23 protein-coding genes and 3 pseudogenes are annotated in these 22,048 nt (G+C 70.2%); 16 read left to right on the top strand and 10 right to left on the bottom strand.

All coding sequences use genetic code 11. From position 1 onward, the window contains the following. Positions 1-38: 38 nt before the first annotated feature. The gene (locus AB0D29_RS09340; protein ID WP_362852929.1) at positions 39-518 is read right to left on the bottom strand and encodes an MSMEG_6728 family protein; all 480 of its coding nucleotides are present in this window, start codon (positions 516-518) and stop codon (positions 39-41) included. Between the two features lie 270 nt (positions 519-788). Here AB0D29_RS09340 and AB0D29_RS09335 point away from each other — a divergent pair, with 270 nt between their 5' ends. The 5 genes and pseudogenes from AB0D29_RS09335 (at position 789) to AB0D29_RS09315 (ending at position 5,240) form a co-directional block, all read left to right on the top strand. Next, positions 789-1,118 carry a plasmid stabilization protein gene (locus tag AB0D29_RS09335; RefSeq protein ID WP_362852928.1) on the top strand — a complete coding sequence of 110 codons (330 nt, stop codon included), beginning with the start codon at positions 789-791 and terminating at the stop codon, positions 1,116-1,118. Positions 1,119-1,221: 103 nt separating this feature from the next. Further along, the gene (locus tag AB0D29_RS09330) at positions 1,222-1,674 is read left to right on the top strand and encodes an SRPBCC family protein (protein ID WP_362852927.1); all 453 of its coding nucleotides are present in this window, start codon (positions 1,222-1,224) and stop codon (positions 1,672-1,674) included. Beyond that, positions 1,667-3,255, top strand: a pseudogene (locus AB0D29_RS09325) (NAD(P)/FAD-dependent oxidoreductase). Before AB0D29_RS09330 ends, AB0D29_RS09325 begins: the two are co-directional and overlap by 8 nt. 85 nt (positions 3,256-3,340) lie before the next feature. After that, positions 3,341-4,597, top strand: a complete 1,257-nt coding sequence (locus AB0D29_RS09320; RefSeq protein ID WP_362852926.1) for a cytochrome P450 — start codon at positions 3,341-3,343, stop codon at positions 4,595-4,597. A gap of 250 nt (positions 4,598-4,847) precedes the next feature. Continuing rightward, positions 4,848-5,240 carry a hypothetical protein gene (locus tag AB0D29_RS09315; RefSeq protein ID WP_362852925.1) on the top strand — a complete coding sequence of 131 codons (393 nt, stop codon included), beginning with the start codon at positions 4,848-4,850 and terminating at the stop codon, positions 5,238-5,240. A 67-nt stretch (positions 5,241-5,307) separates the two neighbouring features. On the opposite strand, the gene AB0D29_RS09310 is transcribed toward AB0D29_RS09315, so the two are convergent. Further along, positions 5,308-5,523, bottom strand: a complete 216-nt coding sequence (locus AB0D29_RS09310) for a hypothetical protein (RefSeq protein WP_362852924.1) — start codon at positions 5,521-5,523, stop codon at positions 5,308-5,310. Between the two features lie 119 nt (positions 5,524-5,642). Further along, on the bottom strand, positions 5,643-6,758 hold the full coding sequence (locus tag AB0D29_RS09305) for a glutamate--cysteine ligase (protein WP_362852923.1): 1,116 nt from the start codon (positions 6,756-6,758) through the stop codon (positions 5,643-5,645). 177 nt (positions 6,759-6,935) lie between these two features. Between AB0D29_RS09305 and AB0D29_RS09300 the strand changes: the two genes are divergently transcribed. From AB0D29_RS09300 to AB0D29_RS09290, 3 genes are all read left to right on the top strand, one after another. Next, on the top strand, positions 6,936-7,340 hold the full coding sequence (locus AB0D29_RS09300; protein ID WP_362852922.1) for a DUF1622 domain-containing protein: 405 nt from the start codon (positions 6,936-6,938) through the stop codon (positions 7,338-7,340). A 92-nt stretch (positions 7,341-7,432) separates the two neighbouring features. Further along, a complete protein-coding gene (locus AB0D29_RS09295; protein WP_362852921.1) occupies positions 7,433-8,566 on the top strand; it encodes an aromatic acid exporter family protein in 1,134 nt (377 codons plus the stop codon). 198 nt (positions 8,567-8,764) lie between these two features. Further along, entirely contained in the window at positions 8,765-10,045 is a 1,281-nt protein-coding gene (locus AB0D29_RS09290) for an alcohol dehydrogenase catalytic domain-containing protein (RefSeq protein WP_362852920.1), read from the top strand. A 255-nt stretch (positions 10,046-10,300) separates the two neighbouring features. Here AB0D29_RS09290 and AB0D29_RS09285 read toward each other — a convergent pair whose 3' ends face one another. Next, complete coding sequence (locus AB0D29_RS09285; RefSeq protein ID WP_362852919.1) at positions 10,301-10,774, bottom strand: hemerythrin domain-containing protein; 474 nt, start codon at positions 10,772-10,774, stop codon at positions 10,301-10,303. A 213-nt stretch (positions 10,775-10,987) separates the two neighbouring features. Between AB0D29_RS09285 and AB0D29_RS09280 the strand changes: the two genes are divergently transcribed. Both AB0D29_RS09280 and AB0D29_RS09275 read left to right on the top strand, forming a co-directional pair. Continuing rightward, positions 10,988-11,221, top strand: a complete 234-nt coding sequence (locus AB0D29_RS09280) for a DUF6479 family protein (RefSeq protein WP_362852918.1) — start codon at positions 10,988-10,990, stop codon at positions 11,219-11,221. A 669-nt stretch (positions 11,222-11,890) separates the two neighbouring features. Beyond that, the gene (locus tag AB0D29_RS09275) at positions 11,891-12,472 is read left to right on the top strand and encodes a DUF2231 domain-containing protein (protein WP_362852917.1); all 582 of its coding nucleotides are present in this window, start codon (positions 11,891-11,893) and stop codon (positions 12,470-12,472) included. A 93-nt stretch (positions 12,473-12,565) separates the two neighbouring features. On the opposite strand, the gene AB0D29_RS09270 is transcribed toward AB0D29_RS09275, so the two are convergent. After that, positions 12,566-13,006 (bottom strand): hypothetical protein, encoded by a 441-nt coding sequence (locus AB0D29_RS09270; protein WP_362852916.1) that lies wholly within the window; start codon positions 13,004-13,006, stop codon positions 12,566-12,568. 216 nt (positions 13,007-13,222) lie between these two features. Here AB0D29_RS09270 and AB0D29_RS09265 point away from each other — a divergent pair, with 216 nt between their 5' ends. Further along, positions 13,223-13,384 carry a hypothetical protein gene (locus tag AB0D29_RS09265; protein WP_037789996.1) on the top strand — a complete coding sequence of 54 codons (162 nt, stop codon included), beginning with the start codon at positions 13,223-13,225 and terminating at the stop codon, positions 13,382-13,384. Between the two features lie 245 nt (positions 13,385-13,629). After that, positions 13,630-13,998 (top strand): PRC-barrel domain-containing protein, encoded by a 369-nt coding sequence (locus AB0D29_RS09260; protein WP_362852915.1) that lies wholly within the window; start codon positions 13,630-13,632, stop codon positions 13,996-13,998. A gap of 686 nt (positions 13,999-14,684) precedes the next feature. Here AB0D29_RS09260 and AB0D29_RS09255 read toward each other — a convergent pair. Both AB0D29_RS09255 and AB0D29_RS09250 read right to left on the bottom strand, forming a co-directional pair. Then, on the bottom strand, positions 14,685-14,876 hold the full coding sequence (locus AB0D29_RS09255; protein ID WP_362853121.1) for a DUF5133 domain-containing protein: 192 nt from the start codon (positions 14,874-14,876) through the stop codon (positions 14,685-14,687). After that, positions 14,855-15,058 (bottom strand): annotated as a pseudogene (locus tag AB0D29_RS09250) (hypothetical protein); the annotation flags it as partial. The pseudogene AB0D29_RS09250 and the gene AB0D29_RS09255, both read right to left, overlap by 22 nt. Positions 15,059-15,336: 278 nt before the next feature. On the opposite strand from AB0D29_RS09250, the gene AB0D29_RS09245 reads away from it, so the two are divergent. Next, the gene (locus AB0D29_RS09245; protein WP_362852914.1) at positions 15,337-17,040 is read left to right on the top strand and encodes a SpoIIE family protein phosphatase; all 1,704 of its coding nucleotides are present in this window, start codon (positions 15,337-15,339) and stop codon (positions 17,038-17,040) included. Between the two features lie 645 nt (positions 17,041-17,685). Here the strand turns inward: AB0D29_RS09245 and AB0D29_RS09240 are convergent. Beyond that, positions 17,686-17,916 carry an aminotransferase class V-fold PLP-dependent enzyme gene (locus tag AB0D29_RS09240; RefSeq protein ID WP_362852913.1) on the bottom strand — a complete coding sequence of 77 codons (231 nt, stop codon included), beginning with the start codon at positions 17,914-17,916 and terminating at the stop codon, positions 17,686-17,688. Between the two features lie 124 nt (positions 17,917-18,040). Continuing rightward, positions 18,041-18,304 (bottom strand): annotated as a pseudogene (locus AB0D29_RS09235) (aminotransferase class V-fold PLP-dependent enzyme); the annotation flags it as partial. A gap of 77 nt (positions 18,305-18,381) precedes the next feature. Between AB0D29_RS09235 and AB0D29_RS09230 the strand changes: the two are divergent. The 3 genes from AB0D29_RS09230 to AB0D29_RS09220 all read left to right on the top strand — a co-directional run bounded on the left by AB0D29_RS09230 (position 18,382) and on the right by AB0D29_RS09220 (position 20,070). Beyond that, entirely contained in the window at positions 18,382-18,717 is a 336-nt protein-coding gene (locus AB0D29_RS09230; protein WP_362852912.1) for an SWIM zinc finger family protein, read from the top strand. Between the two features lie 84 nt (positions 18,718-18,801). Continuing rightward, positions 18,802-19,149, top strand: coding sequence for a hypothetical protein (locus AB0D29_RS09225; protein WP_362852911.1), 348 nt, complete (start codon positions 18,802-18,804; stop codon positions 19,147-19,149). Between the two features lie 42 nt (positions 19,150-19,191). After that, on the top strand, positions 19,192-20,070 hold the full coding sequence (locus tag AB0D29_RS09220; protein ID WP_362852910.1) for a hypothetical protein: 879 nt from the start codon (positions 19,192-19,194) through the stop codon (positions 20,068-20,070). 670 nt (positions 20,071-20,740) lie between these two features. Here the strand turns inward: AB0D29_RS09220 and AB0D29_RS09215 are convergent. After that, the gene (locus AB0D29_RS09215) at positions 20,741-22,045 is read right to left on the bottom strand and encodes a DUF2254 domain-containing protein (protein WP_362852909.1); all 1,305 of its coding nucleotides are present in this window, start codon (positions 22,043-22,045) and stop codon (positions 20,741-20,743) included. Positions 22,046-22,048: the final 3 nt, after the last annotated feature.

The raw sequence follows: 22,048 nt of genomic DNA, 5'->3' as shown, positions 1-22,048 counted from the left end.
TACGGGCGGGGCCGCTCACTCCCCGCAGAGGCCGGCACTCAGGGCACCCCGTCCGTCTCCCGGTCGGACCGGGGCCATACGTACGGCAGGTCGTCCGGCACCCCCGGGAAGTGCTCCCGGTAGAAGGCCGGGTCCTTGCGCACCAGCGCGGACTGATGGCTGCGGTGGAAGTCCGGTGCGCCCAGCCACGGCGGCAGATCCCCGGCGGCGGCCAACTGCTCCTGTGTCCGTGGGGCGCCGCCCGGCTGCCACGCCCCGAAGTCCTGGACCAGGGTGACGGCACAGGTATCGGCGCGCCCCTCCGCGGTCCACACCCCGCAGATCTCCAGACCGTACCGGACGAGGGCCTCCTCGTACCCCGCCCACATCCGCACCGCCGGGTGCCTGCGCCATCCGTAACCCGGAACGACCAGGCCACGCAGTACCTGCACGGCTTCTACGCGCTGCTTACCGAGCCTCCGTACGTCCAGCACGGCCGCCGAGGCGTCGAACGACGCAAAGGGAAGGAACGTCTGCACAAGGTCTCCCTCCGAAACGGCGGTGCGACCGGAACGCGTGGAGCGCGGCCCACTGCCCTGCGGGCACAGTGCGAGCCTGGCAGAAGCCACGGAGTAACGCGCCCGCACACGTCCATCGGACGATCGGATCCCGGTCGCCCCCTGTGCCGCAACGAAGGGCATGGCACGACCTCGCGACGAGAGCTGCCGGTCCGGATTGCGTGAGATGCGGCGCGCCCGGGGGACGCGCACCATGACCGTGACATCACACCGTCGATGAAGGGTTGCGTCATGCCCCGAGGTTCCAGCCCCAAGCGCGAGCGTCAGTACGAACACATCAAGGAGTCGGGCGAGAAGCGCGGGATGTCGGAGGGCCGCGCGAAGGAGATGGCCTCCCGCACGGTGAACAAGGAACGCGCCCGTTCCGGGGAGAGCAAGACCGCGAGCCGCAGTTCCACCCAGGGCAAGTCCGCCTCGCAACGCGGCGGCGAGAACTCCCGTGGAGGCGGCGGTTCCTCCGAACGCACCAAGGACGACCTCTATCAGGAGGCCAAGAAGCGCGGCGTCGAGGGCCGCTCCACGATGACCAAGCAGCAGCTCAAGAAAGCCCTCGGCCACTGACCGCCGGGCGCGCCCTCGGGGCGGGCCGCTCCACCCTCCCCCGGCCGGGTCCTTCTCGCGCGACGCGCCCCGTCCATCCGTTCAAGTAGCAGGAGGAGTTCCCGTGGCCGTCCGTCATCAGCTCATCCGGCGCCCTCCTGGAAGTGTGTGGGCCGTACTCGCCGACCCGACCCTGTACGGGGAGTGGGTGGTGGGCCCGTCTGAGTCCACACCCCTCGATCAGCTCTGGCCGGAGATCGGATCCCGGCTCCGCTACACCGTGCGGCTGGGCCCCTGGTCGACCGAAGGGGTGACGACGGTACGTCACAGGGAACCCGGCAAGGAGCTGGAGTTGGAGGCGTCGTTCAAGGCCCTCGGTACGGCGCGGATCTTCCTCCAGCTCCGGCCGTGGGGCGAGGAGACCCTGGTCGTCTGCGACGAGCACCCCCTGCGCGGCTTGGGTGGCTCCCTGCACAACTCCGTGATCGAAACGGCCCTCCAGCTCCGGCACCGGGGCATGCTGGCCCGCCTGGCCAGAGTCGTGGAGCGGCAGCCCGGCGAGGTGCTCCGTGCCTGACGCGGTGGTGATCGGCGCAGGCCCCAACGGGTTGGTGGCTGCGAACCTGCTGGTCGACGCGGGATGGAGCGTGGAGGTCCTGGAGGCGCAGGAGGAGCCCGGCGGAGCCGTGCGCAGTGACCGCGGGGTGCACCCGGACTACGTCTCGGACGTCTTCAGCGCCTTCTATCCGCTCGCCGCCGCCTCCCCGGTCCTCGCGGGCCTCGACCTGGCCGCGGAGGGCCTGCGGTGGAGCCACGCCCCGTCCGTACTGGCCCACCCGCTGCTGGACGGCCGGTGCGCGGTGCTGGAGCGCCGAATGGAGGACACATGCGCCGGCCTGGCCGGCTTCGCCGCTGCCGACGCCACCGCCTGGGAGAACTTGTACCGGACGTGGGCCCGGGTGGGGCCGGACCTCGTGCAAGCCCTGTTCACGCCCTTCCCCCGGTCCGCTCCGGAATCCGGCTGGCTGCGAAACTCCGCACCTCCGGTGGCCTGCGGATGGCGCGGAAGCTGGCCCTGCCGGTGCGCCGCCTGGGCGAGGAGGAGTTCGCCGGGGACGGGGGCCGGCTCCTGCTGGCCGGCAATGCCCTGCACGCCGACCTGGCCCCCGAGGCGGCGGGCAGCGGCGGCTTCGGCTGGCTGATGTCGATGCTCGGCCAGAGCCACGGCTTCCCGGTCCCCGTCGGCGGCGCCGGCGCCCTGACCGCGGCGCTCGTGAGCCGGCTCCGCCGCCGCGGGGGCGTCCTGCGCTGCGGAGAGCGCGTCACGTCCGTCGTCGTACGCGGCGGCACGGCGGTCGGGGTGAGGACCGCGGGCGGGGAAGCCGTCGGTGCGCGGCGGGCCGTACTGGCCGACACGTCGGCGCCGTCCCTGTACCGGGACCTCGTGGGCGAGGAGCACCTCCCGTCCCGTCTCCTGCGGGACCTGGAACGCTTCCAGTGGGACTTCGCGACGTTCAAGGTCGACTGGGCCCTGACCGGCCCGGTGCCGTGGACGGCGCCGCGGGCCGCCGGGGCGGGGACCGTCCACGTCGCCGACGGCATCGACGGCCTGACCCGGTTCGCCGCACAGATCGCCATGGGAAGGGTCCCCGACGAGCCGTTCGCCCTGTTCGGCCAGATGACCACCGCGGACACCACCCGTTCGCCTGTCGGGACGGAATCGGCGTGGGCCTACACCCACCTCCCGCAGCACATCACCTCCGACGCCGGCCCGGACCGCATCACCGGCCGCTGGGACGCCCGCGAACAGGAAGCCATGGCCGACCGGATCGAAGCGCAGGTGGAACGCTTCGCGCCCGGTTTCCGCGGGCTCATCGGCGCCCGACGGATCCTGGCCCCCACCACGCTGCAAACCATGAACGAGAACCTCCACAACGGCGCCATCAACAACGGCACCACCGCCCTCCACCAGCAGGCGATCTTCCGCCCCACCCCTGGCACCGGCCGCCCCGAAACCCCCGTCAAGGGCCTCTACCTCGCCTCCGCGGCCGCCCACCCCGGCGGCGGCGTCCACGGCGCACCCGGAGCAAACGCAGCCCGGGCCGCCCTGCGCGCCCACGGCCTCCACGCCCTCCTCCACCGCGCCCAACGCGTTTGACGCATACGGCCCCGTTCGACCACGCGCGAGTGACACCGGACTGGCGCACGCGTGTGCCCCGGGCCACGCCGGGTACGCGCGCTCCATGCCCTCCTCCAAGAAAGCCAACGCCGCCCCGTGGAACGACAGCACGCTCGCACTCCTGGTGCACGGTTACGCGTGGCTGCCCAACCGGATGCGTCGCAGCCGTGACGGCACCGTCCGGACCCGCCTGATGGGTCGGCCCGCGATCGCCTTGCGCGGCCCCGACGCGGTCGCCTTCTTCTACGACGAGAAGCATGTCGTACGCACCGGGGCCCTGCCCGACCCCGTCCTGGACACTCTTTTCGGTCAGGGCGCCGTCCACACCCTCGACGGAGACGTGCACCGGGTGCGCAAGGCGTTGTTCATCGCCCTCCTCAAGGACGGCGCCGGAGTCGCCGCGCTGGGCGAGCACGTCACGCGGCGGTGGCGCGAAGGAACGGCCGATCGGCAGCAGGACCGCGTGGTGCTCTTCGACGAGGCCGCTGCGGTCCTCGCACGTGCCGTCGGCGACTGGGCGGGTGTCCCACTCTCCGATGCGGCGGCCGCCGACCTGGCCCGCGACTGCACGTCCATGGTCGACGGTTTCGCCACCCTCGGCCCGCGCCACATGCACGCCCGCCAGGCACGGCGCCGCCAGGAGGACTCCCTCGCCGTCCTGATCACCGATGTGCGCGCGACTCCGGAGGCGGATTCCACGGATTCGGCACTGGAGGCGGTGGCCCGGCACCGCGACCTGGACGGAAACCTGCTGGGCCCCCGTACCGCCGCGGTCGAGCTGCTGAACATCATCCGCCCCACGGTCGCCATCGCCTGGTTCGCCACCTTCGCCGCCCACGCACTGCACCGGTGGCCCCAGCACCGCGACCTCTTGCGGGCCGACACCGAAGGCTCGTACGCCGAGGCTTTCGCCCACGAGGTACGGCGCTTCTACCCCTTCGCCCCCTTCGTGGCGGGCCTCGCCGCGCAGGACCTCACCTGGCACGGGGAGCACGTTCCCAAGGACGCCCTGGTGCTGCTCGACCTGTACGGCCAGAACCACGATCCGGCCCTGTGGGAGGATCCGTACCGATTCGATCCGCGCCGCTTCGCCAGTCCCGAGGGGCCGCAGGACCCGCTGGAGATTCTCGTCCCCCAGGGCGGCGGGGACGCAGCGCGCGGCCACCGCTGCCCCGGAGAGGACATCACCGTCACCGCACTCGCGGCCATCGCAACGGAACTGGCGCGGCTCGACTACGAAGTCCCCGACCAGGACCTCGGGATTCCGCTGTCCCGCATGCCCACGCTCCCCCGAAGCGGCTTCGAACTCCTCCTGAGGTGATCGGCCAGGGCCGGCACCGGTCGCTCACTCCGGCGGGCGCCGGGGCGGTCTGGCCGGTGATCGGGCGGGCCACCGGCCCGTGGGCCCACATACGCCGGCGGCCGGATGCGCCTACGCTTGATGAGGTAGCACAGGACGCAGGCACAAGTGGCCGACGCCCCGTGGCTGGAACGCATCGATCGACTCGGGGGTGCTCCGCACAGCGCGGAGGGAGGAAATTTCCCCATCCGAAAGGCAGGCAGGCCACATCATGGCTAAGCAGCCAAAGCCATCCCAACCCCGGCACGGCGAAGGCCCGGGCCCGTACAAGGGAACCGAGCAGCACGGTTGGTCTCCCGACGTCGACGAGACCCGACAGCAGGACAATCCGAGCGCCCATCGCTCCTTCCACCCGGAGAAGTACGCCCCCGGCAAGGGCCCCGGCCGCAAGGTCTCCAAGGAGGAAGCCGGAAACCCGCACGGCAGGCCCACAAAGAGCATGAGCGGGCGTGGCGAGGACCGGAGCAAGGCGGGCAGCGACGACGACGGCATGCACGACACGGGCCCCAAGGGCCGCTCGCAACGCCCCAGCGGCACCAAGGACGCATCCGCTTCCACCGGCGTCGACCCGCAGGAGCCGCCCGGGACGCGCAGCGCCGGGTGACTCCCGGGCCGTGCGCGCATCCCGAGCCGGCCCGCCCGTACCAGGGCCCTCGGTCAGCCAAGGCCGGTCAGGTGTCCCGGCCGGCAGTCTTCGCGTCCTCGGCGGCCCGACGCTGCGCATCGCCGCTCGGAGTCAAGGCGTCGCCGGCCTCGCCTTCATGCGTGGCGGGAAGCACCGCTTCCACCGCTTCCTCCGCTTCCTCACGGGCCTCCGGGTCGCCGCTCTCGCCGGGAGCCTGCGAGGGAGGGGTGGGCGCCGGGTCGTGCTTCCTGGACTTTGTCATCGCGCACTCCGTTCATCGCTCGTCACATTCACATCGGTGTGCCTCGCGTCTGCCCGGTTCGGCCCCCACATCACATCGGCCACGGACACAGGGGGGCCTGCCCGAGCCGCCGCAGCGTCTCACGGCTTGATCGTCACCTCGGCGCACCGAGTGACGACGGATGCGAGATCCTGCCCGTCGGCGTGCAGCCGGCGCTGCGTGCGGGCGCCGTTCCCCCGTTCGTGCAGGTGCGCGATGCCTTCCCGGACCCGCTCGTCATCGCCCTGCTCCTTCAACACTTCGCGCACGTGCTGGTACAAGGCATCGACTGCGTCTTCGGCAGACGTCTCCCGCATGGTTTCAGGGTGCAGCAGGGGCCCGTCCAGTCCTGACCGGCCGGCCCGCCAGGAGGCCAGTCGCAGGAGACTCGTACCGATCCTGGCCGGAGGCCGCCCCTCCTGCCAAGTGCGGGCCGCCGTCTCGACCAGACCGCGGATGAGGGCGGCGAGCAGGACCGGCGTGGAGGCGTCCAGGCAGACGTCGGCGACCCGGACCTCCACCGTGGGGTAGGTGGCCGACAGGCGGGCGTCGAAATAGATCATGCCGTCGTCGCGCAGCACCCCGGTGTCGATCATCGCGCGGACCTGCTCGTGGTAGTGGTCGGCGGAGCCGAAGATCTCCACCGGGCCGGCGGACGGCCACCGGTTCCATACCCGGCTGCGGTAGCTTCCGTACCCGCTGTCCTCACCCTGCCAGAACGGCGAGTTCGCGCTCATCGCCGTCAGGACGGCCAGCCAGGGCCTGATGCGGTCCAGCACGGCGACGCCCTCATCGTCCGACGCGACCGACACGTGGACGTGGCACCCGCAGGTCAGCTGCTCCTGCGCCGTCAGTCCGAACTGCTCGCCCATCCACCGGTAGCGGCGCCCCACGTTCAACGACGGCTTGACGGGCAGCGGAGATGTCGCGACCGCCGCCACCACGGCGCCGGCACTCGCCGCGTGGTGGGCTGCCTCGCGGCGGATGCGGACGATCTCCTCTTGGAGCTCCCCCATCTCGGTAAGGGGCCTCGTGGCGAACTCCAACTGCTCCTTCTGCAGCTCCTTCTCGAACTCGTGGTCCCGTCGACCGCTCGTGCCGGGGTGCTGCCAGGCCGAGCGCTCCGCGGCCGCCAGCACGGCCCCCGACACAGCGAGCGGGGCGCCATTGTGCGCGTCCACGAGCAGCAGCTCTTCTTCCACGCCTACGCTTCGCATGTCGCCGCCTGTGGATCGAACCGTCAGATGCCCCGCACCTGCCCTGCCTCCCCTCGACCATGCCGTCGCCCTGCGCGTTCTCCCCGGTGGAGTCCTCCGGCCAGAAGGTGCCGGGTAGAGCCGTGACCCGGGTCCCGATGTCCCGCGCAACGGCTGTGCGCGGGGTAGAAGCGCCGAATGACGCCGTCAAAGGAACTACTGTCCGAGTCCGGAGTCCAGGAGGTGATCGGGTGGCTCGTCCATGCGATCGAGGCCGCCGGGGCATCGATCATCTTCGCCGGTGCGGTATGGGCGTTCGCCCGGTTCGCCTCGACCGGGCTCCGCGGCCGATCGCTCATCGGTGAGTTCAACAAGATCCGGTTGAGCCTGGGGCGCTTCCTCGTTCTGGGACTGGAGTTCCAGCTCGCGGGAGATGTGCTGCGCACGGCGGTCGCCCCCGGCTTCACGGAGATCGGGCAGCTGGCGGCCATCGCCGCGATCCGAACCCTCCTGAACTTCTCCCTCACCCGGGAGATCGCACAGGAGCGGGCCGAGATCGAACAGGACCGCAAAGAGCCCGAGCCTCGCTTCGCGGCGCCCTGAAGGTGCGTTGTCACGTTGCTCCGAGCGTCGAGCGCAATCGGCGGGGCAGGCGCGGATCGAGGTGGTCGATCTTGCCCAGAAGGGTGGTTACGGTGCGCAGGATCTGGACGGCGGTCACGGAGCGAGCCTCGTATCTGCGTCGCGCGGCGCGAGGAGCCGGGGCCGAGCGGGACGAGGTCCTGCTCGGCGCCAAGACCGTGATCGCGGCGATGGCGGCGTGGGTGTTGGCTCGCTACCTGCTTCCGCCGTCAGTTTCGACGTTCGCGCCGTTCACCGCGCTGGTGGCACTGCAGGCCACCGTGTACCGCTCGGTGCGCGACTGCATCCAGTACGTCCTGGCCATGGCGGCGGGAGCCACGCTCGCCGCATCCCTGGCGGCGTTGGCGGGCGTCCACGGGTGGACGTTCGGCCTCCTCACCCTGGCCGCCCTCTGCGTGGGCAAAATCCGGCGCCTGGGGCAGCACGGCACCCAGGTCGCCATCGTCGGCTTCTTCGCGTTCTCCTCCGGGCAGGGCCAGATCGGCTACATCGGCCACCTGGTCGCGGCCGTGGGCATCGGCGCGCTCTGCGGCCTCGCCGTCCATCTCGTGCTCGCTCCCGCCCGCCACACCCGCCATCGGCAGCAGGCCGTAACCGACCTCTACCGAACCTTGGCCCAGCGCATCGACGACCTCGCCGACACGCTCGAAGCAAGCGATCCCGACCGGGACCACCTGCGCCGCTGGCGACGCGACTGGCACGGGCTGTCCGCCGAATGCGAGCGCATCGGCCACGCCATCGATACCGAGATCGAAAACGGCCGCATGAATCCCCGCCGGACCATCGGCGGCGGCGCCGATGAGGCTCTCCCCCGCGCCCGGGAAGCGATCGCCGTCGCCGAACGCGGCATGGACCACCTGCGTTCCATGACCCGAACCCTGGACTACGCCCTCGACAGCGGGGAGCTCGGGGGGCTGCCAGCCGCCTTCCGGACCCGCTTCAGCGCTGTTTTGCGCTCCGCGGCCACCGCGATGGAGGAGATCGGCCAGGTGTCCCCGACCGATCCGGACCTGCTCGACGCGCGGATCGACGAAGCAGCCACAGAACTCGGGCGGGTGCAGCAGCGGGAACGGACCGCCCCGGGAGCTTCCCCGGCCGTGCACGCCTTGCAGGGCACGCTCCTCACGGATGCCGGTCGCCTCCTGGCCGATCTCCGGTCGGGCCGGCAGAGCGTCGCCAGTACGTGAGGACCCCTGATTCAGCACGGCCCCGCGTGGTGGGTGAGCCGGGGCGGGGTAGACGCGGCAGGAGAGACGTCAGCCTTCGGCAGCCGGGCGTCGTCCCACGGTCGAGTCGTCCACACGGCTGACCGCGCCAACACCCCCCAAGAGGCCACCCCCCGCCGTGGACAACCCGGTGACGTGTGGCGTCGGCAAGGATGAACCATGAAAGCGGCAGTGTACGAAGGACCGCGAACGGTGACGGTCAAAGACGTCCCCGACGCGAAGATCGAGCACCCCTGCGACATCCTGGTGAAGATCACCACAACCAATATCTGCGGCTCCGACCTGCACATGTACGAGGGCCGGACCTCCTTCGAAACGGGCCGGACCCTCGGCCACGAGAACCTCGGCCAGGTCGTCGAGGTCGGCAAGGCCGTCAGCAAGGTCGAGGTCGGCGACTGGGTGGTCCTGCCCTTCAACATCGCCTGCGGCTTCTGCAAGCAGTGCGAGCAGGGCCTGACCAACTACTGCCTGACCATGCAGCCCAAGCCGGACATGGCAGGCGCCGCGTACGGCTTCGCCGAGATGGGCCCGTACCAGGGCGGCCAGGCGGAACTCCTGCGTGTCCCGTACGGCGACTTCAACGCCCTGCGCTTGGGTGAGGACGCCGCCGAGCGGCAGCTCGACTACGTGATGCTGGCCGACATCTTCCCCACCGGCTACCACGCCACCGAAATGGCGGGCGTCAAGCCCGGCGACCAGACGATCGTCTACGGCGCAGGCCCTGTCGGCCTCATGGCCGCCTACTCCGCGATCCTCAAGGGCGCCGGCCGCGTCTGGGTCGCCGACCACCAGCCCGATCGGCTCCGCCTCGCCGAGGAGATCGGCGCCATCCCCATCAACACCGCCGAGCAGGATCCGGCTCATGTGGTCAAGGAAGCCACCCTCGGCCTGGGCGCGGACAACGGCTGCGAATGCGTCGGATACCAGGCCCACGACCCGCAGGGGCAAGAAGACGCGACCTTGACGATGAACGGGCTCATCGACTCGGTCCGGTTCACCGGCGGCATCGGCGTGGTCGGTGTGTTCCTGCCCGAGGACCCGGGCGGCGCCGAGGCCCAGGGCGAGCCGGAAGCCCAGGGGAAGGTACCGCTGGACTTCGGCATGCTCTGGTTCAAGGGCCAGCGGATCGGCACCGGCCAGGCGCCGGTCAAGCGCTACAACCGGGCCCTGCGCGACCTGATCGCCGGCGGCAGGGCCGAACCGAGCTTCCTCGTCTCCCACGAGCTCAGCCTGGACGAGGCCTCATCGGCGTACGAGCACTTCGACAACCGCGACGACGGATGGACCAAGGTCGTCCTCCACCCCGACGGCAGCAGGCGCAGCGCGGGCGGATCCTCCCGGCACACCCTGCAGGAACTGCGCCAGGAAGCGAAGGCGCAAAACATCGAAGGCCGCTCCCACATGACCAAGCAGCAGCTGGAACGGGCGCTCAGGCGTTGAGCTCGCACACCGCGGTGGTGAGCTGAACCAACCAGAACGGATGAAGGGGGCCTCCCGGGACATCGAAGCGGGGTGCGGGGTGGCCGGACATCATGGACCTCAACACTCACACTCCGCTCCGGGCTGTCGCGCTCGTCTGCACCCTCTCGGCCTCCCCCGCCCCGGCCCGCCCAGCTCCCAACTACTGGCCCACCACGGCCACCTTGGCGGCCAGGCGCCTCAAGGCAGCCCCTATCAGAAAGAGGCAGAACGCAGTCAGTGCTTGGCGCTCGGGACGGCAAGGGGCTCGCCCGGAGCCTTCTTCTTCGCCTTCTCCATCTGTTCGCCGAGTTCCGTGAGGCGGTTACGGCCCATGGCCTTGCGGACGTCGGGAAACCACTCCTTCTCCTCTTCCTCGACGTGATGGCGGACGTTCTCCATCAGCACGCTCATCTTGGCGTCGAACCGCTCGTCGGCCGCGTCGAGATCCTTCAGCTCGGACAGCATCCACAGCACGACGTGGTGCTCCTCGATGCTCTCCAGGACGTGGTCCTTGGTGTCGGGGGCGGCCTCGCGCGCGGCCGGGTAGAAGATCTTCTCCTCGATCCAGGTATGCGTGGTCAGCTCGTCGATCACCTGGTCGGCAATCTTCCGCTTCTCCGCGTGGGCATCGTCACCGGCCTTCTCGAACTGCTTGAACAGCTTCTCGACCGTCTTGTGGTCTTCCTTGAGCAGCACGATCCCGTCCACCAACGCCTCCAGACTTCGCAGCACCGGGCGGCGCGGCCGGCCGCCCCAGGCCCGTGTACCCGGCTCGCCCTAGGATCGCTCGTCCGAAACAAGGGATTGGCCAGAACGGGCGACGCGTCTACGCCGTCCGCTCGGGGACGCAGGGGAGGCACGCCTTCGATATAAACCCGTTCGGCGCCCGGTATGTCCGTGAATCGCGGGTAGGGGCCGCGCATGACTGCAATCGAAACACTCGCGGCCGAAGGCCAGGCCTCACTCTTCCTCATGTTCGCCGGAGTGGTCCTCGTCGTCCTCCTGATCGGTGCATTTTGGTACGGGAGCAAACGCCGCCGCCGCGAGGCACCTCCGGTCGCACAGAACCCTGTCGCACAGCGCCGCGAGGACTCCTGGCAGACCCCGGACGAGCATGCTCGCGACCAGAAGGACCAGGAGTACCCCCACTCGTGAACCGGGGGGGGCCAGCCCGACTGATCCGACGTCTCGATCGACCACAAGGAATTTTGGGCCCCGAATCCCCGCTTATTCCGCTGCCCAATGACTCCGCCGGAGGAAACATACCGAAAGAGAAAAATCACATCACTTATCACGACGGGCGACCGAAGCCGCAAAAGGGGCGGATAGAGGAAGTCCGCGACGAGGGCCCGCATGCCGTATACCGGGTGCGTAACGAGGAGACCAACGAAATTCAGGTCATCATTCAGGGACAGATCGACTGAACTTCTGCTCCAACGGGCGGCGCTCCCAAGGGCAGAGGCATCACCGGCGCCACAAGTGCCTGAAAGTCCGCACTGCAGACATCCCGTTCTGCGTGTCCGGCGGAGAGCGCGCCGGCCCAGTCAGCGCGGTGCCGGCCGGATCGGGCAAGAGGGCCGGCACGGCCGGTGGTCAGCCCGGCCGCCCGCGACCATGCCGCTCGCCACTCATACCGCGCGTGCCGCGCAGGGGTGGGCCGGCACGACCCGTGCCAGCCAGTACGCGGTGGACGAAACCCCCGACACTTCCGCGGAACCGGTCGGCGTCCAGAGAGGCCTCCTCGGCCCCATTTGGCGGGCCTGTCGTTCGAGTGCAGTCGGGGCCAGGGCGGGACGGCTACAGGGCAGCGGGTAGGCCTCGTGTATGAACTCACGCACCCCCCACACCTCGCCCACGGACGGGCCGACCACGGCTCTCGACACGGCCTCGGCATGCTGGCTGAAGACCCTGGACCGGCTCGAACGGACAACGGCGGCCGATCCGGGCATCAGGGCGCTACAGCGGGGAATCCGCTCACTCCCCCTGGGCGGCATGCGCGATCTGCTGCGCGGCAGACTGCTGGGCCACCCCGTGCACCCCGTGCTCGTGCAGGTGCCCATCGGATGCTGGCTGTCGGCCTCGGTACTCGACTTCGCGCCCCGGACACACCACGCGGCGGCCACCCTGACCGCCGTCGGACTGGCCGGTGTCGCTCCGTCCGCGGTCGCCGGCTGGGTGGACTGGGCGGACCTGCCGCCCGAGCAAGCCCGGGTCGGCCTGGTCCACGCGGCCTCCAACGCCGCTGCGGTGGCCTGCTACATCGCCTCACTGGCCGAGCGGCTCCGCGGCCGCTCGGCGCGGGGCCGACTGTGGGCCCTGAGCGGGATGGCTGCCGTAGCCGTCAGCGGCGCGCTGGGCGGGCACGTGGCGTACCGACAGGCCGTCGGAGCGCACGCCGCAGCATGAGGGACCTTCTGCGCTCCCGCGCCATCCCTCCGAGGAGCCCCGGCCGTCAGCTGACTTCCGGGGGCACCCGCGCACGCCGCGGGGGGCCTTCGTTCAGGAGGCGCGCGTTGCGGTGTGGTCAGGATGGCGGTGAGTCCGGCGAATGGTTTTGAGACGGGCCTCCAGGAGATGGTCCCGCCCACCGGCGACCTCGTCGACGATGTCACGTTCCACTGCGGCGAAGGGCTGGTAGTAGGTGGAGTTGTAGGCCTCGGCGATCTGGAACGTCCAGTGGCCCGGGATGACATTGCGGCCCACGATTTCACGCTCCACCCGGTCAGCCAGCTCCCCGTGCCCCGCCTCGCGCAAGAGCCGGGCGGCGTCGCCGAGCTCGAAGTCCGCGGTCCCGGTCAGCTGGTGGAAGCCGTAGAGGTGACCGCGAGCCCGCTCCGTGGTTTCCAGCGCCTTCGACAGGGCGCCCAGGGCCCGCACCGTCTTCTCGTCGATACCGTCGGGAACCTGGTGTGCCGGATCCATCTCGTGATTGCTGTTCATGGAGGATGTTCTGCCCGCAGGACGCCCCACCGGTCGGGGGTGGGGCCAAGCGGCGTAACAGCGTCTCCCCGGACGCATCGAATCCACACGGCACCGTCACACCGCCGCAGAATGCAAGCAGCATCTCCTGCCCAGCCATCAGGATGAGAAACAAGCAGGAATCGAATACATGGCCGGAGTGCGGTCGGGCACACGGTGCTTCGGAGGTTGATAAATATGGTTCCCCTGCTTCTCGTTCTTCTTCTGGTCCTTCTCCTCTTCGGCGCGGGTTTCGCGGTGAAGATTCTTTGGTGGGTGGCCATCGCCGTCCTGATCCTGTGGCTGATCGGCTTCGTCGCCCGACCCAAGGGAGGTAGCGGCCGCTGGTATCGCTGGTAACCGTAAGACGAAGCGCAGTACTGACAGTGCCTGGCGGTGGCCGGGCACCCCTTCCTGAGGGTGCCCGGCCACCGCCATGTCCCCGTCCTCTCTTTCGATCCGGGTGCGTGAAGCCGTAATGGCGGGGAAGGCGAAGTCCAGGCGGAACACAGCACAACCGCCGAACACGACGTACGGAACAGGGAGGACCGGTGGAGAGTCCGCTATTCCGCCGTCTCCCGTTGACCGGAGGAGTTGTTTTTCGCGTGACTGAGCATGTGTGGAGCTACCAGCCGACCGCAGGCCGCCAGGCCGGTACCGATCTGACCGGATACAAGGTCGAGGCGACCGACGGCAGCATCGGCAAGGTCGACAAGCACTCCGACGAGGTGGATGACGCCTATCTGGTCGTGGACACCGGCGTATGGATCTTCGGCAAGGAGGTCCTGCTGCCGGCCAGCACCGTCGTCAGGATCGACACGGAGGACCAGAAGGTCTTCGTCGACCGCACCAAGGAACAGATCAAGAACGCCCCCGAGTTCCACCGGGACAAGCACCTCGGCGACGCCGGGTACCGGGAGGAGCTGGGCACGTACTACGGCACCGGCGCTCCCTTCGGCGGCCGCCCCGCCTGATCGCATTTCCGTACGACGAGGCCGGGTCCAGCACCCCCTGGGTGCTGGACCCGGCCTCGTGACGGGGTCAGCCACCCCCGAATTCGAGGACTTCGGCCAGGACGGTTTCCTGCTCCTCAACATCCCCGGCGTGACCGGGGTGCGGCGCTGCCCCTCAATGAAGATCAGGATGATCAGACGATCGCGAGGTGGGTCACCGTTGACCGCCGTTCAGCGGTCAGTTTTCACCCGTCGCCGAGCGAGCACACCGCCCGGCCGTAGGGAAACGGTTCCCACGCCTCGGGGCCGGCCCCCTCCACTTTACGAAGTCGGGGTCGGTGAGGTAGACGTCCTCGGCGTTCTCCATCCCGGCAGCGGCGAGGAAGGCCCGAACATCTGATGGGCGGTGTGCCACTCCGATGGCGACGCCGTCATAGCGGACACGGCGCCAGCCCTGCTGGTCCGGCGGGTAGATGAGCAGCTTGGCGGCCATGGGCCCAGCCTCTTCCGTACCAGCCGGATCGGCACTCTTCGCATCCGATCGGGTGGCCTCCACAGGCAGCTGTCGCCATGGGCGCCGGCCGCGGCCGGTGCATGCCGAACTGTCCGCCGTCGGTCTGGAGCGTCCCACCAACCACACGCATCCCGCCTCGAGCCTCGCCTCTGCCTGCGTCAGGGCCGGTGGTGCCCACTGACGGCTGATGCGATCAGCCAGCGACAAGCACGGAGTCATCGAGGCAACCCGTGCCGGGCAGGTGATGGCGGGCGGCAATGAGGGCGGCGTGCACATCTGTCGTGCCGGTGGACACGCAGAGCGCTCGCTCGACGTCCTCCGCGACGGCCTCGGCGAGGTGGGGGCCGTCGTGGTCTTGGTGACGTCGACGATCCGCGGGTCCCAGCCGTAGCCGGTGAACAAGGCGGTCAGCTCAGCGTCGGACATGGCTGCGAAGAGGGTGGGTGAGGAAATCTTGTAGCCGTTGAGGTGGAGGACGGGCAGGACGGCGCCGCTGGTCGCGGGGTCGAGGTGCTCGGGGCAGTGCCAGGCGGCGGCTGTCGGTCCGGTCCCGGCCTCGCCGTCGCCGTCGCCGACGACCGGTATCCCCGTCCCCGCGCACCTGCCCGTCGTGGTGCACCCGAACCGCGCCCCACCCGGACCGTCACATGGGTGCCGGGTGGCACGAACGTATGTCGGCCGGGACTGCTTTCGCCATGGACCGATCCGGCACGAACGGCAAGGTCCGTGCCCGGGGGCAGGCGGGGTTTTCCGCGTCGACGTCGGCAGGTCTAATATTGATCAGCTTGCGTCGATGACCCACGAGATTGCGGTCCGGTGCATCCGGGCTGTGGAGAGGGAACAGGTTGAACCGGTTCGCCCGGCTCGCAGCGAGGCTGCTGTCGGCACCCCAGGGGATGGTGTGGCTGAACCCCTCCGGTCAGGCGACGGGTACGGCTTCCGAGTCCTGGCCGGCCGAGCTGCCGATCGCGCCCTCCGTACTGGAATGCTGCCGGCGCGTCGCCGAGTTGGGGCAACCCTTGTTCCTGCCGGTGGCCGGGGACGAAGGGCTCGTCTTCGCCTTCGCCGGTGTCCCCCTGGTGGGCGGCGCCGGTGAACTCGTGGGCGTCCTCGCCGTCATGGACGTGGCGGCCCGCCCCTGGAGCGAGGGCGAAGCGCGCGATCTCACCGATCTCGCCGGTGCCTGCAGCGCCCAGATCCGCGCCCGTCTGCGTACCAGCGCCGCTCGGCAGGAACGCGCGGACGCGCAGGAAGCCGCCGACGAGGCCGAAGGCGAAGCCACACGCGTGCAGGCGCTCCTGGACCGCTCCCAGCTGCTGTTGCGCGCGTCGGAAGACCTGGCCGACACCAGCGGCCTGGACGAGGTCCGCCGACGGGTCGGCGACCTGGTCAGCGGCGACCTCAAACCGTCCTACATCGGCCTGGTCCTCCTCCAGCAGGGCATGCTGCACCGTGTCACCGACCCCCTTGACGGAGACATCCCCCTCGAGGACCTCCCCTCGCCCTACCCCCTCGACGCCCTCGCACCCACCGCCGCCGCCGTACGGGACAACCGCCTGATCATCATCGGCGACCGCGTCGGACTCGGCGCCTACGGTCCCGAGGCCGCCGCCGGATTCGACGCCTTGGGCCTGCGGGCCGCCGTCTGCCTTCCCCTGCGCGGAGCGCACGGTACTCTCGGCGCGCTCGTCTTCGGCTGGAGCAGCCCCTACCGCATCAATGTGGCGGAGCGGGCCGTCCTGACCACGATCGCCGGCTATGCCGCCCAGGCCGTCGAGCGCGCCGTCCACCTCGACGAACGCGTCACCGCGGCGCACGAACTCCAGCAGGCCATGCTCACCGACCTGCCCGCCGTGCCCGGCCTGGAACTGGCCGCTCTGTACCGGCCCGCCGCGCGGCACGACATGGTCGGCGGCGACTGGTACGACGCCTACCCCCTGCCCCCGGCGCCGGGCGACGACTCCACGGGAAGTCTGGCCGTCACCGTCGGCGACATCACCGGACACGACATGAAGGCCGCCGCCCTCATGGGCCAGGTCCGCAGCATGCTGCGCCAAGCCGACCGCGACCACCCGGGCAAGGACCCCGCCCTGATCCTCAGCGCCCTCGAACACGCCTGCCGCGCCCTGGACATCCCCGCCGGCGGCACCCTCGTCCACGCCCACCTGCGCCCCGCCCAGCACGGCCACTGGCACCTGAACTGGACCACCGCCGGACACCCTCCCCCGCTCCTGGCCACACCCAACGCAACCGTGCAGCGCCTCACCGCGCACGACGTACTCCTGCACCCCGCCCTGCCGGCCGGCCCCCGCACCAGCCACAGCCTGCGACTGCCGCCGGGCAGCACCCTCCTCCTCTACACCGACGGCCTCATCGAAACACGACACGAAGACATCGAACAGAACATCGAACGACTCGCCCACCACCTCGCGGAGACTCCCCCCACCACCCCGCTGGACACAATGCTGCGCACCCTCCACGACACCATCGCGACCCCGCAGGCCGAAGACGACACCGTCCTGCTCGCCGTACGCCTCCCCAACCCCTGAACGACACGGTGCCTGCTCTTGGCACTGACAGGGCCACTGCGGGCGTGAACGTCCGCCGTGCTGAGCGAGGCCTGCCACGGGGCTCTCTGGAACGGCTCTGTGCGAACTGCTGGTGGCCTCTGCCCACGGACAGCCCCGTCCTGCCGCTCGGTGCAGCGGTGAGCGAGGTGGACGATCTCACCATCTGGCTCGACAGGGATCCGGAAGGCGAGGAGGATATCGCGGCTGAGCGTGACCCCGCCATCGCCGTCTCCGCTGGCGACTACCCGCCCACGAATGACGTCAGCGACGTGGAAGAGGATGACGACGAGACTGGGCACGACGAGGAAAGGGAGCGCTACGACCGCGCCCGCAATTTCCGCTCCGGACGCCGCCTCAGCCTCAGCTGCCACTGCGCACGCCCCCCGCCGTTGGAGCTACGGGCCCAGGGCCGACGGCGGAAGATCACCACAATGCCGCGGAAGATACGCAGCCCGCTTCATCGGGGTCGGAGTCGGCGCAGGGGACTTCCGACTACCCCTGGTCTTGAAGCAGCGCACGGGCCAGCGACCGCACGTCGATCCTGCGCGGCCGGCGTCCGGGGGCCCCGCCCACCTGGCCCGTCCGGTCCGGATGGTGTCCGTAGATCGTAGGGTTCCGGTTCGACTACCCAGTGGCGGAAGTTGATTGGGCCTGGATGTCGTCGAGCGCCGCGGCCGGCGCGGCCGGGTCGGTCCCCTTGAGCAGGAAGGTCAGCACCCCGATCTTTCCCGGCGCATTGCCGATCAGGCGCAGGCCGGGGACGGCTGCCAGTGCGCCCGTCGCGTACGCGGTGAGCTGCTCCTCGTATGCGGTGGCGGTCTCCCGGTCCAGGCCGGCGGGGTAGTGCAGGGCCACCTGTAGGCCGGCGACTCGGCGATGTGACCGGTGCCCGCTTCGAGCCGGTGCGGGATGCGGGCGTACGTGTTTCCTCGAAGCTCACCGCGTCGATCATGTTGCCTCCGCCCTGCCATGGGAGCATGGATTCCAGCACTTCACGCTTGCCGAAGAGCACCCCGATACCGGTGGGGGCGGAGATCTTGTGCCCCGAGAAGGCGTAGAAATCGGCGTCCAGGGCGGTAACGTCCACGGGAAAGCGGCTCACGGCCCGGTCTTCCGTGCTCCCCGGGAAGATCGTTACGGCAGCATCGCTTTGGCGTGAGCATGTTCGATAGTTCCCGACTGGCGCAGGCCCGCAGCCTCGGGCATGTTGCCGATGCGGCTGCCCTGGCCGACGGCACCACATCCGGCCGCGCTTGGCCTGGGTCGGCGTCATCCTCAGAGCCCAGCGGACAGGCGTGCCCGTCCGGTTGAATGGATGGCGTGACACATGCTCTGGGTTTCGCCGAGAAAGACCTGCGCCGGCTGGCGGGGGCGCGCTCCTTCGAGCGGGGGGTCGGCTACCTGTCTGCGGTGTCCCGGCTGGAGATCTGGGACGAAGCGATCACCGCGACCGTGGACGGCACCGATGCCTACGAGGTCGAGCTGGCCGAGCGCGAGGACGGTGGGCTCACCGGCTGGTGCGACTGCCCGTACGGACGGGAGGGCCACTTCTGCAAGCACTGCGTGGCGGTGGGCCTGACCGTACTACAGCAGGCCGAATCCGTGCCACGGCAGCGGTCGGCCGCCGCCTCGCGCACCCGACTGCTGGACGCCTAACTGGAGTCCCGCACTCGCGAGGAACTGCTCACCCTGGTACGGGAACAGCTCGCCGACGACCGCGACCTGAGCGGCCGCCTTGAATTGCGCGCGGCCGCCGCCGGAGAGGACACCGGCATCGCCCGCGAGCGCATCCTGAGCCTCCTCGACACCCGTCCCTTCGCCCGCTACGGCTACGTCGAGTACGCCGATGCCCGCGCCTACGGGCAGCAGGCTGCGGAGGCGGTCACCGCCCTGCGGGCCCTGACCGCGAGCGGCCGGTCGGCGGACGCTGTGGAGGTGGCCCGCGAGGCGCTCGTGGCCTTGGGCCGTACGTACGGGCAGATCGACGACTCGGACGGGCTGCTCGGGGATGTCGCCACCGGGCTGGCCGAGGCCCAGCTGGAGGCCTGCCGAACTGCCGGGCCCGACCCGGTGGAGACCGCCGAGTAGCTGGTGAGCCACCTGCTGGACGACGGTAACGACGCAACAGACATGGACCTCTTCGACTACGCGGAGGTACTGGGTGAGCCGGGAATGGTCCGCGCACGCGAACTGGTGGTGGCCGCCTGGCGGGCCAACCCCAAGGGGTGGGCGGAGAAGTTCCTCATGGAGCGCCTCCTGAAACCGGACGGGGGCAGCGTGGACGCGCTGGTCCCCGTCCACGCGGCAGACCTCGCCCCGAACGGCCACACCCACCTGGTGATCGCCAAGGAGTTGGAAGCGGTGGGCCGTGCGGCCGAGGCCCTGGAGTGGGCCGAGCGCGGCCTGCGGGAGGCCGAGTCCGACTGGGGGCCGGACGATGAGCTGGTCACCTTCGTCTGCGAACGGTACGCGCGGGCCGACCGTCTGGCCGACGTGGTCCCGATCCGCCGGGACCTGCTGCAAGCCCGCCCCTCGCTGGCCGTCTACCAACATCTGCGTACAGCGGCTCGGGCGGCCGACGCCTGGGAGGGCTCCGAGCGCGCGGGAGCCCTGGAGGTACTGAAGGCGGCCGCCCAGCCCAAAGACGGCCGCTGGTACGACGGCTCCCTGCTGGTCGACGCGCTCATGGACGACGCCGACCTCGAAGCCGCCTGGCAAGCCGCCGCCGAAGGGTACGCCGATCAGAGGCAGTGGCTAGCCCTGGCCGACCGGATCCGCGACAAGAAGCCGGCCGACGCGCTGACCGTCTACCTGCGCTGGATCGAGCCGCTGCGCAAGCGCACCGGTGACCGCACATACCAACGCATGGCGGAGCTGCTGCTCAGCGCCCGTGCCTGCCACCGCATTCTCGGTACCGAGGCCGAGTTCGCCACCTACCTGACCTCCCTGCGCGCCGACCAGAAACGCAAGCGGAAGCTGATGGCGACTCTCGACCTGCACGGACTCTGAGCGGTAGCGCGCCGTCTCGCCCACCGTGCTCCGATGCTTGGCTTGGACCTCCGCCAGGTCCTCGTACGTCTCGCCGAAGGCAGGCTGGGTCCGGCCTTCGCGCTGGCTCGTGGCGAAGCGGACGTACAACATCCGCTGTATCTGCGGCCTCGCCCGTCTCTGGCGTCGCCTTCCGCCTCCACGAGTCGGACGGGGTCTTCGCCGCTCCGGCCACGGCGGCGACGATCAGCGCACCGACGACGGTCCCGACCGCCCGGTGCAGGGGATGCTGCCGAACCGGAAGCCGAGGCGAACCGCGAGCCGCACCGCACGCCGGGCGTCGGCCGCATTCAGTCAGGGCTGATGCTGACCGTTTGCTGACCTCACCTCGGCCTGCACGGCACTGACCTGCGGAAACGCTCGAACACTAGATGTCGGACTTGAACATGGTGCGAAGCATGTGGAAACTCCCGGAATGTCAGCTCCCTGCCTGCTTTCCGCAGGTCAAGGGCGGTCATCGGAGCCTACAACGATTCACATCTCCCGTCAGCTCTCCCCCAGCGAACGCACGACGGGCTTTCTCCGGCCGGACCCGCACACCGTGCGCCCGCGGTGGAGGCGTCGTCGACGGACGACGTCCGCCCCGCGCCGGCGCAGGACGTCGCCCACGCTCACCGCCACCCCTTCTTTCTCACCGCCACCGTCGGGAAGGCTCCTCCCCGGCACGCGCCCCGCCACCGAGGCCCTGGCGGTCGGGCGTTCGCGCGGTGGCGCGGCGGGCGGGGTCGGTGAACGCCCGGTGGACGGATTCGTCGAGGAGGGCGAGTTCCGCGCGGACCGCCGGCAGCCGCTCGGCCGGCAGGGTTTCGAGGAGGTCGTCCAGCAGTGCGCGGAGCCGCCGGCACACCTGGAGCGACGTGGCCCCGTACTCACGGATCTCGGTGACTCCGAGCTCCAGGTAGTTCTCCCAGTCGCGGCCCTCCACCATCAGCCGGGGCCGGCCCTCGCCGTCGGCGAGCACGTAGCGGCCGCGGAGCGGGGCCCGGCCGACCGTGTGCAGGAACGTGTCGATGTGGTTGAGCACCTGCACGGCGGTCGTGGGGTCGTTCACGGCGGGCGAGAGGGCGCGGATGGCGATGTCGACGAGGACGCGGACCGCGAAGGCGGGGTCCTGCTCGATGGTGCGCTCGGTCCCGAGGGCGACGAGCCCGGTCACCCGCCGTGGGTCGGGCCCCGGCGCGGAGCCGTGGACCTCGACGAGGGTGGTGCCGGGCGGTACGAAGTCGCCGACCTGGTGGGCCAGTACGAGGACGCAGTCGTGGCGGACGGCGGTGGCGATCAGCCCCACCGCGTCGAACGCCTGGATGACCCCGCCCTGTTCGGACCGGATGAGGGTCACCGGACCGGCGGACGGCGGGGAGGTCCCGTCGCCCGCCGAGGAGTGCCGGATGCGTTCCGTCGCGCGGATGAGCACCTTCTCCCCCATGCGCCCCACCAGGTCGGCGATGGCCACGGGCCGGAGGTTGTGCGTGAAGCGGTTGAGGTAGATCAGCAGCAGGACGAGGCTGGCGGAGACGGCCACACCGGACAGGGTCACGCCCAAGTCGGGGACGGTGTCCGACTCGATCCGGCGCAACAGGGAGAAGGCGTACGCGAACGTCCCCGCGAACGTGGCCAGTACCGCCTTCTGGAGGCGGTCGCGGTACCACAGGCGCATGTAGCGCGGGGACAGCGTTCCGGTGGCCTGCTGGACGACGAGCACGCCGATCGTCACGACGAACCCGAGCAGCGCGACCATGGCTCCGACGACGGAACTCAGCACACTGCTCGCCGTCGTCGCGGAATAGCGCCAGCTGTCCGGCCACCAGCCCGCGCCGTCCACGCCGGCTGCCCACTCGGCGAGCAGAACCCCCACCAGGAGTCCGAAGAGCGGGATGATCCACAGGCTTGCCTTGACGTACTGCAGCAACCGGAAGCGTGCCGCCCAGGACATCATCGT

This window comes from Streptomyces sp. NPDC048424 (genome assembly GCF_040651555.1).
In the GTDB taxonomy this organism is placed as follows: Bacteria; Actinomycetota; Actinomycetes; order Streptomycetales; family Streptomycetaceae; genus Streptomyces.
This window is presented reverse-complemented; position numbering and strand designations above follow the sequence as displayed.